Annotated in this window: 11 protein-coding genes; 3 read left to right on the plus strand and 8 right to left on the minus strand. The window is 71.8% G+C overall.

Annotated features, from left to right (window positions below):
- Nucleotides 1–24: 24 nt before the first annotated feature.
- The 8 genes from ACFO3J_RS13095 to ACFO3J_RS13130 form a co-directional block, all read right to left on the minus strand.
- Nucleotides 25–1,089 (minus strand): hypothetical protein, encoded by a 1,065-nt coding sequence (locus tag ACFO3J_RS13095; RefSeq protein ID WP_386429363.1) that lies wholly within the window; start codon nt 1,087–1,089, stop codon nt 25–27.
- Between the two features lie 37 nt (nt 1,090–1,126).
- A complete protein-coding gene (locus ACFO3J_RS13100) occupies nt 1,127–1,657 on the minus strand; it encodes a flavin reductase family protein (protein WP_386430199.1) in 531 nt (176 codons plus the stop codon).
- Nucleotides 1,658–1,712: 55 nt separating this feature from the next.
- The gene (locus ACFO3J_RS13105; protein WP_386429365.1) at nt 1,713–2,216 is read right to left on the minus strand and encodes an acyl-CoA thioesterase; all 504 of its coding nucleotides are present in this window, start codon (nt 2,214–2,216) and stop codon (nt 1,713–1,715) included.
- Nucleotides 2,216–8,062, minus strand: a complete 5,847-nt coding sequence (locus ACFO3J_RS13110; RefSeq protein WP_386429367.1) for a type I polyketide synthase — start codon at nt 8,060–8,062, stop codon at nt 2,216–2,218. Before ACFO3J_RS13110 ends, ACFO3J_RS13105 begins: the two co-directional genes overlap by 1 nt.
- Entirely contained in the window at nt 8,059–9,084 is a 1,026-nt protein-coding gene (locus tag ACFO3J_RS13115) for an enediyne biosynthesis protein (RefSeq protein WP_386429369.1), read from the minus strand. Before ACFO3J_RS13115 ends, ACFO3J_RS13110 begins: the two co-directional genes overlap by 4 nt.
- Entirely contained in the window at nt 9,081–11,063 is a 1,983-nt protein-coding gene (locus ACFO3J_RS13120; protein ID WP_386429371.1) for a CRTAC1 family protein, read from the minus strand. The genes ACFO3J_RS13115 and ACFO3J_RS13120 overlap by 4 nt, the downstream gene beginning before the upstream one ends.
- Before the next feature lie 31 nt (nt 11,064–11,094).
- A complete protein-coding gene (locus tag ACFO3J_RS13125) occupies nt 11,095–12,093 on the minus strand; it encodes a DUF1702 family protein (RefSeq protein WP_386429373.1) in 999 nt (332 codons plus the stop codon).
- A gap of 171 nt (nt 12,094–12,264) precedes the next feature.
- Nucleotides 12,265–13,062: a TIGR03084 family metal-binding protein gene (locus ACFO3J_RS13130; protein ID WP_386429375.1), complete on the minus strand. Its 798-nt coding sequence runs from the start codon at nt 13,060–13,062 to the stop codon at nt 12,265–12,267.
- A 405-nt stretch (nt 13,063–13,467) separates the two neighbouring features.
- Between ACFO3J_RS13130 and ACFO3J_RS13135 the strand changes: the two genes are divergently transcribed.
- From ACFO3J_RS13135 to ACFO3J_RS13145, 3 genes are all read left to right on the plus strand, one after another.
- Entirely contained in the window at nt 13,468–13,905 is a 438-nt protein-coding gene (locus ACFO3J_RS13135) for an SgcJ/EcaC family oxidoreductase (RefSeq protein WP_386429377.1), read from the plus strand.
- Between the two features lie 104 nt (nt 13,906–14,009).
- Complete coding sequence (locus ACFO3J_RS13140) at nt 14,010–14,579, plus strand: DUF5987 family protein (protein WP_386429379.1); 570 nt, start codon at nt 14,010–14,012, stop codon at nt 14,577–14,579.
- The gene (locus ACFO3J_RS13145; RefSeq protein WP_386429381.1) at nt 14,576–16,228 is read left to right on the plus strand and encodes an FAD-dependent oxidoreductase; all 1,653 of its coding nucleotides are present in this window, start codon (nt 14,576–14,578) and stop codon (nt 16,226–16,228) included. Before ACFO3J_RS13140 ends, ACFO3J_RS13145 begins: the two co-directional genes overlap by 4 nt.
- The last annotated feature ends 113 nt before the right edge of the window (nt 16,229–16,341 follow it).

A 16,341-nucleotide genomic window follows, 5' to 3' on the forward strand; every position in this document is an offset into this window, starting at 1 on the left:
CCGGGCGCTCCCGACGGAGCGGTGTCAGGCCGCCGGGTCGCTGGCGGCCGTGGCGGGGCGGGCGGCCTCGGCGGACCAGGAGCCGATGTGCCGGGCGGCGGTGAACGCCGCCCAGGACAGCAGCCCGACCAGCTGGGCGTCGTCCGGATGGCCGCTGGCCCGGTACGCGACGACGTCCCGCTCGGTGACCTGGTGCGGGGCGAGCGCCGCGAGCAGCGCCAGCCGGGCCGCGGGCCGTTCGTCCGCGGCCAGTTCCCGCCCCGGCTCGTCGGCCCAGGCCGCGCTCAGCGGCTGGGCCTGGCCGTTCCAGTCCCCCACGGTCCTGGTGACGACCGCCCGGGCCCCGGCGGGCAGCGCGTGCTCGGCCGCCTCGTCGAGGGTGGCGGCCATCCAGGCCATGGCGGCCGAGACCGAAGGGGAGCCGGACGCCCACGCCAGGTCGGCCGGCAGCCGCGCCGCACCGGCCGTCCGCAGTCCGACCGCCTGGCCGGGGGCGTTGACCGCGCCGACGTTCTTGGCCATCATCTTGCCGGCCACCCGGCGGGCGATGCGCTTGGCCCGTTCGGAGCCCGGCAGGAAGCTGCCGTCCACCAGCACGTTGATCACCCGGTTGAGGAAGTGGAAGTACACCAGCACCCCGAGGAATTCGGGGGCCTGCTCGGGGGCGAAGGGCGGGGGCGCGGCGGCGGTGGCCGCGGTGGAGGCGCTGCGCGCCCACTGGACCACCGCCTGGTACTCGCCGGAGACGTCGGCGACGCCGGCGCTGTCCAGCAGTTGGTTGGCGAAGTCGGCGGCGCCGCCTCCGTAGAGCATGATCGTGTGCGCGTCGACACAGAACGGGCACTCGTTGAGCTGGGAGACGGTCGCGGCGACCGCCTCCTTTGCCAGCCGGGGCGCGTGGCCGGCCACCAGCAGCGGTTCCCGGAAACCCGCCCAGGTGGAGGTGAGGACCACCGGGTTCGCCGAGAACATGGTCACCGCCTCGACGAGCCGGCCGACCTCGCTCTTGGACTGGGCGTACACCTCACCGACCACTCCCTGGGCGCCCCTGGGCGGCACGGTGCTGACGTATCGGACGATGTCGGGCATCTTCTTCTCGCTCCTGTCCTGGGTCGGGGTCGGGCGCCTATGCGGCGCCGGGCAGGAGGCGGTGGAAGCGGCCTCCGTGGAACAGCAGGGCGTCCTCGCCGGTGCCGCGACCGAGGTCGAGCACCGAGCCGAGGAAGATGGAGTGGTCGCCGCCGTCGTAGACGGCGGCGAGCCGGCACTCCATCCAGGCGAGCGCCCCGGACAGCACCGGGACGCCGGTACGGGGTCCGGGCACCGAGTCGACCAGCGCGAACTCCTCGTCCCCGCGCGGCCTGCTGTGGCTGGCGAAGTACGTCGCCAGCCGCTCCTGGCCGGAGGAGAGCACCGAGACGGCGAACACCTTGTCGCGCAGGATGACGTCGTGGATGGCGGCGGTGCGGTCGACGCACACCAGGTTCAGCGGCGGTTCGAGCGAGACCGAGGTGAAGGAGTTCGCGGTCATGCCGAGCGGAGCGTCGCCGCTGGCCGTCACCACGGTGATGCCGGTGGCGAAGGCGCCGAACACCGACCGCAGTTCGTTGCGGTCGTGCCGGGGCGCGGAGGCCGTGTCGGGCCGGGCCCCGGACAGCCGGGCGGCGGCCTGGGCGGCGGTACCGGTGATCTGATCGGCGCTGGTCACGGTGTCAGCTCCGTCCCGGTACGGGGGTGAGGATCTCCGCCCGGGCCGGCCCGGCCGGCCGGCCCGTCACGACGCCGGGGCCGGCGTACGGGGCGAGCGCGGCCAGCAGGGCGTCCGGGACCTTGGACGGCCGGGTGTCGGTGTTGGGGCCGCGCATGCACGCGACCCGCTGCTTTCCCCGGGCGACCAGGTTCTCGGTCCCGTCCTCCTGGACGCGCACGTAGTCGAAGGCGAAGCCGATCTGCGTCTGGGTGAGGTCTTCCAGGCGCATCCGGATGGACAGCTCGTCGAAGGCGGTGATCTCGGCGAGGAACTCGCACTCGCACTTGAGGGTGAACAGCTTCAGATCGTCGCGGATGTCGGCGAGGACCGCGGGGGCCTTCTCGCGCAGGAACATCTCACGGCAGCGCCCCTGCCACCGCAGGTAGTTGACGTAGTAGACGTTGCCGACCAGGTTGGTCTCCTCGAAGCCGACCAGGTGGCGGTACTCGTAGTAGGGACGCGGCATCAGACACTCCCTTCGGTGCACAGGGCGAACACGACGGGCTCGCCCACCGATCGCAGCGTGGTGACGAATGTGGCCACCGTGGTGTCGCCCGACCGGAGCATGACCCAGCGGCCGGACCCGGCGGCGCCGGCGGCGACCAGCTCCACCCGGGCGTGACCGGTCTTGCGCAGGCATTCGATCGCGCCCCAGACCCGGGTGGCCGCGGTGTCCGGGCTCTCGCCGTTCTCCTGGGCCAGCAGACCGGCCAGCGCGGCGCCGTCGGCGCCGAGCAGTCCGGCCCAGTCCTCGGCGGAGCGCTCCGCGACCACTTCCACGTCGCAGGAGACCTGCCCGTCGGCGGCGACGGCGAGGGTCACGCCCGCACCGTGCGAGGCGGAGATTCCCGCCGTGTCCGTCTCGGGCTTGCCGTCGGGCCGGTAGCGCACCTCGGTCGGCGTGCCCAGCGCGATCCGGACCGCCGCCGCGGTGGAGGCGCGGCGCTCCGCGACCCCTTCGGGGGGCCCGTCGGTCTCGGCGTGGACCGCGACCCGCAGCTCCTGCGGCAGGAACTGCTCGGTACGGCGCTGCAGATAGGGGCCGAGCAGCGCCGGCACCCAGGGACCGGAGCCGTCCTGCTTGCGGACCGCCTGCAACCGCAGTCCGGTCCAGCGCTCCAGCAGCCGGCCCTCGGGGTCGGTGATGTCCAGGTCGTAGAGATAGGTGTCGCCGTTCCTGGACCGCTCGGTGGCGTGCAGCACCACCTGGTCGAGTCCGGCGACCGCCGCCGGGTCGGCCAGGTGCAGCCGCTCGATGCCGGCCGGCAGCAAGGTGGCGTCGGGCACGCAGCACTGCAGCGCGTGCATCATCGTGTCGCGGGTGCCGGGGTCGGCGAGCAGCAGCTCGCCGGGATGGAAGGTGCCGAACCAGGTGGCCCCGGACCGGGCGGACACCTCGGCGACGCAGCCCTTGGCCTGCAACTGCCGGTAGCCGATGAGCTGCTGGAAGCGGCCGCCCTGGAAGAGCACCGGGCCGTAGAGCTCGGTGTGCGGGTCGAGTGCCAGCAGCGGTTCGGTGGCGATGCCCGGTGAGGCGTCCGGCAGCCGGTCCGCGTAGTCGAGTACGGCGGTGAAGTGGTCGGCCTTGAAGCCGGTCTCGCTGCTGCGGATCACCGCCCGCAGCGTCTGGTCGTCGTCGGCGAGGACGGCCACCCGGATCGTGGTGCTGCCGTCGACGGGGACGACGATCGGCCGCAGGAACTCCATGTCCCGCAGCGTCGGGGCCGTTTCGCGTCCGGTGAGGGCGCGGGCGGCCTGGGCCATGGCCTCCATGCCGAGAACGGCCGGGAAGAGCAGGTCGCCGTCGAGCAGGTGGTCGGGGAGGTAGAGGTCGTCGGTGGCGGACAGGTCCGCGTCGGCCACCAGTTCCACTCCCGCGTAGTGCACCTGGACGCGCTCCAGGAAGCGCAGCAGGGGCAGTTCGCGTTCCGGCAGGGTCAGCGTGGGCAGCCCCTCGGCGCGGCCCATCACGACGACCGAGGTCGGCGCGGCCGGGTCGGCCAGCAGCTGGGACAGTACGGCGATGCCGTGCTCGGGCGAGATCGGCGCGATGCCGTCCCGCATCAGGGACTCCAGTACGCCGAGGCGTTCGCCCATGCCCGCGCCGGACCAGACCGACCATTCCAGCGCCAGGCAGCGGATGTGCGGGTGCTGCTCGTGGACGCGTTCGGTCAGGTCGGTGAGCCAGTCGTTGGCGGTGGCGTAGTCGCCCTCGCCGCGCAGGCCGGCCCGCCCGATGATGCTGCCGAAGGTGATCAGCAGCTTGAGGTCGTCCGGGTCGGTGGCGGCGAGTACCGCCTCCAGTCCGGAGATCTTCGGCGCGAGGGTCCGGCGGAAGGAGGACTCGTCCAGGTTGACCAGGCCCTGCGGTTCGTTGCGGCCGGAGCCGTGCAGGATCGCGGTCACCGTGCCGAGCCGCTCGCGGGCGGCGGAGACGGCGGCCTTGACCTCGTCGGGGGAGGTGACGTCGGCCCGCAGATAGGTGAAGGTGACACCCGCGGCCCGCATCCGCTCCAGGTTCATCGCCAGTTCGGGGTCGTTCGCGGGGTCGGAGCGGCCGAGCAGCGCCAGCGAGGCGCCGGAGTCCCGGGCCAGCGAGAGCGCGCACTCGGCGGTGATGCCCTTGCCGCCGCCGGTGACCAGCAGGACGTCCGTCGCGTCGAGCGGGCGGGGGTCCGGCCCGGCCGCGGCCGGCTGGAGCGGGCGCAGCACCGGGACCGTACGGTTGCCGGCCCGGTCGTAGAAGACCTCGCTGAAGCCGTCGGTGGCGGCCACGTCCGCGCTGATCCTGGCCACCCACTCCTTCACCTGCCCGGCCGACAGGTCGCCGGCCGGCGGGAGGGTGACGAGGGTGGTGGCGACCTCGGGCGACTCCAGGTGCAGGGTCTTGGCCAGGCCGGCCGCGCCGCGCCGGTAGCCCACCGACACGAACCGGGTGCCGGGCTGGGCCAGTACGGCCCGGACCGCCGACAGCATCAGCGGGGTGTGCTCCTCGTCGGTGTCCTCGGGCAGGCACAGCAGGACGCCGTTGCCGAGCTGCCGGCCGCTGAGTTCGGCGACCAGGGCTTCGGCGACGGGGTGCCGTTCGGAGGAGAACAGCGTCCAGCTGCCGGCCGCCGCGGTGAGCGCGGGCCCGGCCGGGGCCGGTATCCGGTCCACCGCGAAGGCGCGCACCCACGGTCCGACACCGGGCGCGGTCTGCGAGGCGGCGGAGTCCGCCGCGGTCTCGGTGGCGGCCAGTTCGTCCAGCATCGCGGCCAGTTCGGCCAGCGTGGAGGTGGCCATCGCCGAGGTGGCCAGCGGGGCGGTCACCCCGAGTTCGCGCGAGGTCTGGGCCAGGATCTGGCCCACGGTGATGGAGCTGAGGTGCAGCTCGTCGATGGCGTTGCTGTCGGCGCGGACGGCCTCCAGGGGCAGTTCGGCCCGCTCGGCGGCGAGCCGCAGCAGGATGTCGAGGGTGCTGGCGCCGGGCTCCCCGGTCGTCCCGGCCTCGGCGGGCTGCCGCTGCTCGGTGCGGGCGGGGGCGGCGGCGCCGGCTCTGGCGGCGGTGGCCGGGATGGTGGTGAAGTCCCCTTCCGGCGCCGACTCGGTCGGGCTGGCCAGGAACTGGAACACCTTGTCCAGCGCGAGCGGCCGGGTGAAGCGGTCGGCGAACAGCGCCTCGGTGCGGACCGGCGCGCCCAGCGCGTAGGCCGCGGCGAGCACCTGGAGGGTGCCGGTGAGCGAAGCGCTGTCGGTGTCCATCGAGATCGCCGGTACGTCCGGGCAGATCTCCGCCGCGAGTCCGCGCAGGATCCGCCCGGGGCCGACCTCGACCAGCAGGTCGGCGTCGGCGGCCAGCACGGTCAGTGCCTCCTCGAAGCGGACCGGCTGGACGACCTGCCGCTCCAGCAGCTCCGCCAGATCGGTGTCGGCGGGCAGCATGCCGCCGGTCACCGTCGAGGCCACCGGGCGCTCCAGCGGCGCGAACGCCTCGGAGGCCAGGTGCTCGCGCAGCGCGCCGGCCGCCGGGGCGACCCCCGCGGAGTGGAAGGCGTGCGACACCGCGATCTTCGACACGTCCAGACCGCGCCCCGCCGCCTTGCGGCTGACCCGGGCGATGGCCTCGACCGGTCCGGAGATCACCGTCTGGCGCGGGCCGTTGAAGCCGGCGATCACCACCGGCTCCCCCGACAGCAGCGGGGCGACGGTGCCCGCGTCGGCCGAGACACCGGCCATGGTGCCGTCGCCGTCGCTGGCGTCGCGCATGATCTTGCCGCGGGCGGCGGCCGTACGCAGCAGCCCGGCCTCGTCCAGCGCGCCGGCCCAGTGCAGGGCGGACAGTTCGCCCAGGCTGTGGCCGACCGCGCCGGCCGCGGTGACGCCGAGCGCGGCCAGCACCCGCAGCCCGGCGACCGAGCCGGTGGCGATCCGCGGCTGGGCGACCGCGGTGTCCACCAGATCACCGGTCTCCGGCAGTTCGCTGGCCTCGTACAGCGCCTCGACCTCGGTGAAGCGCCGGCGGATCGCGCCGCCGTCGCCGCGCCGCCCGGCGCCCTGGCCCGGGAAGAGCAGGCCGATCTTGGGGGCGCTGCGGGTGTTGCCGAGGAAGATCCCGTCCTTGGTGTCGACGGCGGTGCGCGCTCCGTTGTCCAGCAGGGTGAGCAGCTTGCCGAAGCGCAGCGCCGCCTCCTCCGGGCTGCGGGCGACGACCGCCGCCCGGACCGGCCGGCCGTCCAGCCGCTGGTGCATACCGGCGGCCAGGTCGGCGAGTTCGGCGTAGGAGAGCTGCGCGGAGAACTCGGCCAGGTGGGCCACCTGGCCGCGCAGGTCGACGGTGCTGGCGGCGTCGAGCAGCAGCACCTCGGCGTCCTGGCGGGAGCGGACCAGCCGGCGGGTGACCTTGCCGAGGCTGGCGCGGCGGGCTCCGTCGGCGTGCTCCACCACGATGTGCGCGTTGATGCCGCCGAAGCCCATCGAGGACACCCCGGCCCTGATGGCGGCGCCCTCCGGCCAGAGTTCGGCCTGGTCGGGCACCCGGAGCACCGGGCGGTCGCCCTGCAGCACCGGGTGGTCCTCGAAGTGGCTGGTGGCCGGCGGGATGACCTGGTGGCGGACCGCGAGGATCGCCTTGATCAGTCCGGCGACCCCGGCGGCGGCCTTGGTGTGGCCGAAGTTGCCCTTCACCGTGCTGATCGCTGCGGGCACCCCCGCGGGGTCCGCGGCCAGGCGCTCCTCGGTGAACGCCCTCAGCTCGGTCTCGTCGCCGACGGCGGTACCGGTGCCGTGGCCCTCGATGTAGCGCACCGTGTCGAAGCCGAAGCCGGCCGAGGCGTAGGCCCGCTGGATGGCCAGCCGGTGGCCGCTGGCCTCGGGGCGGGTGATGCCGCCCTTGCCGTCGGAGGAGTAGCCCCAGCCGGCGATGGTGGCGTAGCGGAACAGCCCGCGCTCGACGGCGTCCTCGTCCCGCATCAGGACGATCATGCCGCAGCCCTCGCCGGGCCAGAAGCCGTTGGAGCCCTTGTCGTAGACCTTCATCTCGGTCTTGGCCAGGGCGCCGGTCTTGGCGAAGCCGATCACCTCGAAGGGGTCGATGCTCAGGTCGACACCGCCGGCCAGCGCGACATCGAGCTGGCCGCTGACCAGGGCGTTGCAGGAGGTGGCCACCGACAGCAGCGAGGAGGAGCAGGCGCCGTCGACGGTGAAGCCGCCGCCCTTGAAGTCGAAGTAGTTGCAGACCCGGCCGGCGATGGTGTTGGCCAGGCCGCCGGCCAGCGTGTCCTCGTCGATGGGCGGGAAGGGGCTCTTGTAGCGCTCCTCCAGCTGGCCGAGGAACTCACCGAGCTGGGTGTCGTCCCAGCCCTGCTCGCGCAGCGCCGCTCCGACGGTGCGCTTGACATAGGGCCAGCGCAGCCGCATCAGATTGGCGCGGCTGAACTCGCCGGTGAGCGTGTTGCCGATGATCACACCGGTGTTGGACCCGGCCAGGCCGGCCCCGTCGGGGAAGCCGGCGTCCTCCAGGGCGCGCGCCGCGGTCTCCAGCGCGAGCCAGTGGGTCATGTCGGTGGAGCGGAAGGTGCTGCCGGCGATCTTGTGCTTGATCCGGTCGAAGGTGAAGCCTTCGAGCACGGCCGCCTTGTCGGTGTAGAAGCGGTCCGGTGCGGTGGGATCGGGCGAGTAGTAGTCCTCGCGGCGCATGCGTACGTCGGGCAGCCGGCGGAAGGCGCGGCGGCCGGCGAGCACATTGCGCCACAGGTCCTCGGGGCCGTCGGCGTCGGGGTAGCGGCAGGCGATGCCCACCACCGCGATGCGACCGGACTGGGCGGTAGTCACGCGGCCACCGCCTCGGCGCCCGTCGAGGTCTCCGGGAGGCTGGCCATGGGCTGCCGGCTCGCCTTCCGCCGCTGGTACAGCGCGGTCATCCACCAGCCGATGCCGCGCGAGGCGCAGACGATGCTGGTGGCGAAGAACAGGGTGTAGACGACGTTGAACTCCATCAGGGCCGCGTAGACGAAGGCCACCGAGCCGCCGAACATGAACTGGTTGCGGAACCTCGACGGTGTGGTGCCGGGGTCGGTGATCATGTAGTTGGTGAAGAGCACGAAGGCGACACCGGTCATCGGCCCGAAGGCGGAGAACAGCGCCACGTGCCAGATCCCGTGCCGTATCAGGGCCTGGATGAAGAAGCCGCCCATCCAGCCCATGATCAGCCCGACCCGCTTGGTGAGCACACCGTTGATCACGGTGCCGGCGGTGGCGATGATGATCGGGATCATGACGCGGAAGAAGGTGTCGGCCTTCTCGGTGAACTCGTACGGCGGCGCGATGCTGATCCAGGACCCGAAGCACAGCAGCGACACGGTGATGCCGAAGTTGGACGGGTTCATGAAGTGCCGCATCCGGCCGGCGATCGGGGCCTGCAGCGCGTGCTTGCCGGCCACGCCGACGAACACCCCGAAGATGATCGGCATGATCTGGTTGTTGGCGTAGAGCAGCATGTTCACCGCGAGCGCGGTGATGTGCGAGGGCAGCAGGAACTCGTACAGGCCGCGGGCTCCGTTGCCGCGGAAGCGCGGTTCGCGCCGCTGCGCCCAGGAGCTGACCACCTCGAAGACGATCTCGGTGGTGTAGCCGGTGGCGATCGCGATCAGCGGCCACAGCCAGGGCTGTTCGAAGCCCAGCACGGTGTAGCCGAGGATGTTGAAGATGGAGATGCTGATGGCGAAGTTGCGCAGCGCCAGATAGCGCGGGTCGGTGTTCTTGGCCCGCTTGGCACGGGTCTTGGCGATGGACGGCGCGGCCGGCTGGTTCGGCGAGGCGCCGCTGGGCGACTGTTCGAGGACGGTGTTGGTCATCGGCTCGAGATCTCCTCGGCGTCGTTGGACAGCTGGAGGGAGTGGCTCCCGGGAGTGAGCTGCAGCGTCTGGTCGTGCAGGGTGCCGCTCGCGTCGTGCCACTGCAGGTGTACGGAGCTGGTGCCGGTGAACGTGCCGAGGCCGAAGCGGACGTCGAAGCTGCGGAAGCCGCCGTGGCCGCCGCCGCCGTCGAGTTCGGAGACCTGGGTGCCGTTCGCGTTGGTGACCGTCACGGTCGCGCCGTAGACCGGCGAACCGGCTCCGGCCAGGCCCTGGTCGGGGGCGGTACCGGCGACGGCCGGGCGGTAGAGGCTGAGGTTGAGGTAGTGGCCCAGCTGCGGGGCCTTGTTGGCGTAGAAGGCGGGCGCGCCCCACTGGCGGGCGACGGCGAAGTCCAGCGCGCCGGTGCCGGTGGTGTCGGCGGTGGCCAGCGCCCGGGTCGGGGTCGGCACCGCGAGGCCCAGCTGCTTGCTGATGTTGGCGTACTTTCCGCCGGAGGTCTTGGCGTAGAAGGCGAGGGTGTTGTCGCCGGCGACATCGTCACCGGGGCCGATGTTGGGCCACATCGCCGGGTTGACCAGCAGGTCGTCGTTGGTCATGGCCATCTCCTGCAGCCACGGCCAGCGGTCGATCTCCCCCTTGACGAATCCGTCGGCCTGGATGACATCGAGGTCGCCGTTGTTGAGGAAGTCGCCCATCTTGACGTCCCAGCACCAGCCGGTCCACGCCAGGCCGTACTGCTGGGCCTCCTGCTTGAAGGGCGCCACGCCGTCGCTGAGCTTCGACTTCATCTGGGCCTGGTCCTTGGCCTTGTTGATCCAGACGAAGTTGCTCTCCTCCAGGCCCCACGCGGCGTCGATGTTGCTCACCGTCATGTCGAAGCTGCCGTTGTGGTTCATGTCGCCGAAGTCGACGCCCATGCCCTTGAACGAACCCTGGCCGAGCACGAAGGACTTCGGAGTGGTCGGCGTGCGCTGCCCGACGGCCACCTTGAAGGAGATCTTGCCGGGCGTGGAGGTGTTGTAGAGCAGGTGGTCGTGGCCGAAGTCGTTGGCGATGTAGAGCTCGGGCAGCCCGTCCCCGGTCAGGTCGGCGCCGGAGATGGCCAGCGTCCAGCCGGTCGAGTCCTGGAAGTCGATGGCCTCGTGCTCCTCCACGTAGGAGGCACTCGGGTGGGTGCCGGCGGTGGAGGCGTACCAGCGCAGCACGTGGTCGCCGCCGGCGTTCTTCGCGCTGGACAGCGAGTTGTTCATCGACACGTTGGCCAGGCCGTGCGGGTCCAGGACATCGGAGTCCGGGAAGTAGTTGCCGATGACGATCGCGGGGTGGCCGCTGCCGTCGAGGTCGCCCACGTAGGCGGCGTCGGTGTTCCAGCGCGGCCCGTGGTATTTGCCGTCGGGCGACGCCGCAGGCACCACTTCCTGGGCGGTGTAGGCCGCGGGCGACAGGGTGGTGGCGTTGGAGTTGGCCAGGAACAGCACCGGGGTGCGGCCCCAGTAGGTGGCCAGCAGGTCCATCCGGCCGTCGCCGTTGAAGTCACCGGGGGTGCAGCCGGTCGGCGCCATGGTGTCGTCCATCGGGACCTTGCCGGCGTCCAGTACGAACGGGGTGAACCGGTCGGCGGGCCGGGCGGTCGGGGTGTACGTCACCACCAGGCTGTTGGTGCGGGTGTCGACGATGCACATGCTGTCGGGCAGGCCGTGCCCGGTCAGGTCGTTGATGGCGATGCTCGCGCCGACCGACGAGATCCAGGCCTGGATCTTCTTGTAGGCCGGGTTGACCTGGCGGATGGTGTTCATCTTCTGGTTGTTGTAGCCCGGCGGCATGGCGATGGGCAGCTGCTGGAACTTGTAGCTGTCGGCGGTGTTGCCGGCATCGGGGATGGCGACGGCGCTGTTGACACCGATGAACAGACCGGCGGCGACGAGCAGGGTCGCGACGCCCGGGATGAGTCGGCGCATGCGCTCTCTACGTTCCATCACATTCTCCTCATCGGCGGCGGTGAACCGCTCAGCGGAAGTGCTGCTGGATGCGCTGGCGGAAAACCTCGTAAGCGGGGACCGCCCCGTCGTCCTCGGGGAGGTCGATGACGCACTTGGCCGCGATCTGCGCCGCCTCGTCGGCGGTCATGCCGCAGAAGATCTGCGCGGCCATCTCGTTGTGCTCGGTGATCAGGCCCGACACCTCACGTGCCCGCAGCGCGAACACGGCGCCCTGGGCGACCTCGGGCCGGTACTCGCCGGCGCCGCGCAGCAGCGCTTCGAGGTCGTCGGCGCCGACACCGCCGGCATAGGACGCGGCGAGGCCGGCCCCGGACAGCAGATCGGGGTGGCGGTTGGGCGCGAAGCCCTTGATCCGGGTCAGCAGCCGCTCGACATCGCCGCCGCAGACGAACCACATGCCGCGGCCGATGCCCTGGTCGATGGCGCGCTGGGTGTAGGCCGGGTTGCCGGGATACGGGTAGCCGCGGCCGACGAAGTGGCGGTCGACCCACTTGGGGTGGTGGAAGAAGGCCTCGTGGAAGCCGTAGCCGTCCATGATGAGCCAGCTGAGGGTCGGGTGGTCGGCGAGTTTGCCCGGGTCGGGCAGCGCCCGCCGCCACAGCGCCCGCGGCAGCCGGGCCAGCGCGAAACCGACACCGAGGTAGGCCATGAAGATGTGCCGGGAGCCGGGCCCGTCGTCGAAGCCGGGGCCGGCCAGGAAGGTCTCGGTCAGCCGGTTGCCGGCGGCCGGCGACATGGCGTCGCGCAGGGCCAGTGCCATGGCCGCGCCCTCGAAGGCGAAGCCCTGGTACTCGCGTTCCAGCGTCCCCAGCCGGGTGACGATCTCGTCGTGTCCCGAGTGCTCGATGGCGAACTCGAAACCGACCAGGAACTGGAGCGCGCTCATCTCCAGGCGGGCCTTCGCCTCGGCGCTGAGCGCCTCGAAGCCGCGGGTCTCGAAGCTGATCTCGGTGGTGGCGGGGGTCACCAGGCGCTTGCGGACGGACCCCAGGATGGTCGTTGACATCAATCATTCCTCAGTGGAGAAGACCGAAGGGGACGGCCGCGGCCCCGGCCCCGCCCGTCGGTCGTACGGCGGGTGGGAGCCGGTCGCCGGGCGCGGGGCGCCGAGCTGTGGCGCGCCGAGCGGTGCCGCCGGGCGGTCCGGCGCCGGCGATGCGGCGCTGGGCGGAGGCCGTCAGGCGGTCGCGAACTGCGCGGGCTTGCGGCCTTCGCCGGACGGGCCGCGGTACGCCTGGGCGATGTCCAGCCAGTGGTCCGCCTGCGAACCGGTGGCCGTCAGCGCGAGGTCGTCGCGGTGCCGGCGGCGGGTGATGAGCAGGCAGAAGTCCGCGGCGGGACCGCTGACCTTCTGCTCGGCGTCCTCCGGGCCGAAGGCCCAGACCTGGCCGGAGGGCGCGGTCAGTTCGAAGCGGAACTCCTCGGCGGGCGGCTTCTCGCCCCGGGCGAGGTAGCCGAAGTCCCGGGTGCGGGTGCCGAAGAAGGCCAGGTGGCCGATGCGGTCGGTGGGCACCCGGGTCAGGCCCAGCGCGTCGAGGATGTCCTGGCCGTGCCCGTAGAGCTCCATCATCCCGGCCGCGCCGAGCACGCCGGCCGGCAGCGGGTTGACCAGCCACGGCACGATCGCCCCGGCCGGCAGCGCGCCCAGCGCCCGGTCGGCGGCGGTGCGTTCGGCGCGCCAGCGCTCCAGCAGCTGCTCGGTCGGCTCGGCCAGGTACTCGGCGAGCTTGGCGTCCACCGTGCCCTGGAAGTCGCTCCTGGCGGGGACGGCGGCGGCCTCGAAGGCCTCCGGGTCACTCGCGGCGAGCCGGGCCAGGTGCGCGATGAAGGCCAGATGCGCCACCTGGTGAGCGATCGTCCAGCCCGGGGAGGGCGTCGCCAGGTCCCATTCGTCCGACGTCAGGTCGGCGACCACGGCATCGAGTTCGTCCCCCTCGATGACCAGGTCGGTGAATACGTCTTGCATTGCGGGCACGTCTTTCCCCTTCGATGAGGGATGAACAGAAAATGGGCGGTGTACGGGCCCGAACGGCGGGCATCGGACTATCCCGTGCCTCGGCGGCACTTGGAGGCCGATCTGGTGGTCGATTCTCCGGCCCCGGGTTCACGGTGACTTCTCTGTGCTTGCTTACGTTTGCCGGTGGTACGGGAATCCGGCCGGGGGCGCTGCAAACAATGCGATCTTGCGCCGGTACGCAAAACGGATGGAATCGGCGCCCGGTCGCGGACTCCGTGATCCCACGAGGTCCAGGCGCCGCACCGAGAGCGCAATACGGAAGATGCGTCAGGTCCGGCCCGGACCAAGGATGGCCTCCAAGAGCGCCGGCCGCGAGGTCACTCGACCCCCCGGCGCCTCGCCCCGACAGGAAGGCATCGCACCATGACCGAAGTCGAGACCGCCGTCGGTTCCACCCTCACCGACGCGGACAAGGCGGCCATAGGCGGCCTCGCGGCGAGCATCAGCGCAGCGTGGGCGGCCCAGAGCGGCGAGCAGTTCGCCGCCGTCTTCACCTCCGACGCGACCGCGCTCCTGCCCGGAGACGTGTTCCTCCAGGGCCGGCAGGAGATCGGCGACTACATGTCCAAGGGGTACGCCGGGCCCTACAAGGGCACCGGGGTGGTCGGCAAGCCGCTGAGCATCCGCTTCATCGACGAGCACACCGGCGTGATGGTCACCGAGGGCGGGGTGACCCTGCCCGGCGCGGACACGGTCGCCGCCCCTCAGCTCATCCGGGCGACCTGGGTATGCGTCAAGCAGGACGGGGAATGGGCGATCTCCGCTTATCAGAACAGCCCCGTCAATCTTCCCGGCGCCTGATTACGTGAATAGGTAAATCCGTCGGCTCGCAGAGGGAATCCGCCTCGGCGGGCCGACTGTTGGGGGCGTGCCGAATCGCTCATAACACGGATGGGAGAAATGCTGTGGAATCGGCTGAGGATCCGGACGGAGCGGAGTGGACCGCGACACTCGAAGCGTTCGCGGACACCATCATTCCGGGCGAGAAGCGATCACCGGACGACCGGGCGGTAGCCGGGGTCTCCGAAGGCGGCGGGGCGGTCGCCGCCGGCGCCCTCGCGCTGCTGGAGATGCCGGAGGGCGGCATGGCTCCGATGCTGGAGGATCTCGCCTCCGCGCTGGACACCTACGCGGAGAAGTACCGCGAGGAGCACGGCCTGGGCGTGGACGACACGGCGCCGCCCTTCGTCACCCTGGAGTACCAGGACCGGGTGGCCCTGGTGGAGGAGCTGACCCTGCCGGGGCACCCGGAGAAGGTGCTGTGGACGGGTCTGGCGCTGTTCTGCAACATGGCGTTCGACACCGGCGCCCACCTGCACACCACCGAGGCGATCGCGGCCGGTCACGTAGGACTGCTCGCCATCGGCTACCGGCCGCCGAACGCCGACGGGCTGTGGCGCTTCCCGGAGTTCTCCTACCGCAGGCCGCTGGCCAAGCTGCACCCCGACACCATCGCCTCCGGGAGCCTGGCGTGACGACGACCGAGCAGACCGACGCGCTCATCATCGGCAGCGGCTTCGGCGGTGCCATCGCCGCTTACCATCTGGCGGCCGGCGGCGCCAAGGTGACCGTGCTGGAACGCGGCCCCTGGCTCCAGGCGCAGGACTTCGACCACGACTTCCGGCTGGGCTCCTCCTCCACCCGCGCCTTCGAGTTCGTGGTCGGCGACGGGATGAGCGTGCTGAGCGGCAACTGCGTGGGGGGCGGCTCCGTGGTGTACTTCGCCGCCATGCCGCGCGCCCCCCGCTTCGTCTTCGAGCGGCAGGGCAGCATCGGCCGGCGGATGTGGCCGAGCAGCATCGACCGCGACGCGCTCGACCCCTGGTACGACCGGGTCGCCGAGGCCCTGCCGATCACCCCCTCCGACTGGAACACCGCCACCTACGCCGGCGGTCTGTGGGCCGCGGCCTGCGACGCGGCCGGGCACACCGCCAATCCGCTGCCGACCGCCATCGACGACGCGCTGTGCACCAACTGCAACTGGATGATGTCCGGCTGCCGTTTCGACGCCAAGCGCTCCCTGCTGCTCAACTACCTCCCGGCGGCGCAGGCGCACGGCGCCGAGATCCGCCCGCTGCACGAGGTGCAGAAGATCACCCGTACCGACGACGGCGGTTACCGGGTGCACTACGAGACCGTCGACGAGGCCGACTACCGGGAGCACCCCGAGAGCGGCACCATCGACGCGAAGATCGTCATCGTCGCGGCCGGCGCCGCGGCCACCCCGGTGATCCTGCAGCGGTCCGAGCCCGACCTCGGGAAGATGCCGCACGGGGTGGGCCGGTACTTCTCCGGCAACGGGGAGCGGCTGAACACCGCGGTGCTCGACGAGGACAAGGTGCGCGAACTGCTCGGCCTCAGCCGGGACGAGAGCGCCGCCTTCGCCGCCAACCAGATCGGCAAGGGGCCGAGCGTGGCCTCCTGGGACTATCTGGACGGCTCCCGGCCGGAGTTCGAGCGCTACTCGCTGGAGCAGCTCTACTTCCCGCCGGGCCTCGGCACGATCCTGGCGCAGGTGCCGGACGCGACCGGTCCGACCTGGTTCGGCAAGGAGAAGAAGGAACTGCTCAAGCACTGGCAGTCCTGGATGACCATCTTCACCATGTCCGAGGACGACAACGAGGGCGTCTTCGGGCCGCCGCCGGAGACCGGCAACTCCGACCGGATCTCGCAGCAGATGCTCGGTCTCGGCACCATCAGCTACCAGCCGACCAAGAACACCCGCCGCGGCTGGGAGCTGTCCGACGCGTCCGTGAAGGAGATCCTGGAGCGGGACGGCCTCGCCAAGGTGATGCCGTGGACCAACGACGTGGTGGGCGCCTACACCGTGCACCCGCTGGCGTCCTGCCGGATCGGCGACGACCCGGCCACCTCCGCCCTCGACGACCGTCACGAACTGCGCGGGCACCCGGGCATCTTCGTGACCGACAGCGCCTCGGTGCCGGGCGGGCTGACGGTCAACCCCGCCTTCACCGTCGCGGCGCTGGCCGAGCGGGCCATGCCCGGGATCGTCAAGGCCCTGCAGGACCGCGGCGTCCGGGTCAGCTACGGGGCGCCCTCACCGGACGGGGAGACCAGCGCACGCCGCGGCACCGCCGCGCTGGCCGCGGACCTCGCGCGCTGAGCGGAGACCGGCCCGGCCGCGGCGGACCGACCGGTCCGTCGCGGCTTCGGGCCGCCGCCGACCCGGCGGCCCGGCCCAGCACAGAACGACCGGAACAGCTCGACCCGGAACAG

The sequence above is a fragment of the Streptomyces polygonati genome, assembly GCF_042650325.1.
Classification (GTDB): domain Bacteria; phylum Actinomycetota; class Actinomycetes; order Streptomycetales; family Streptomycetaceae; genus Actinacidiphila; species Actinacidiphila polygonati.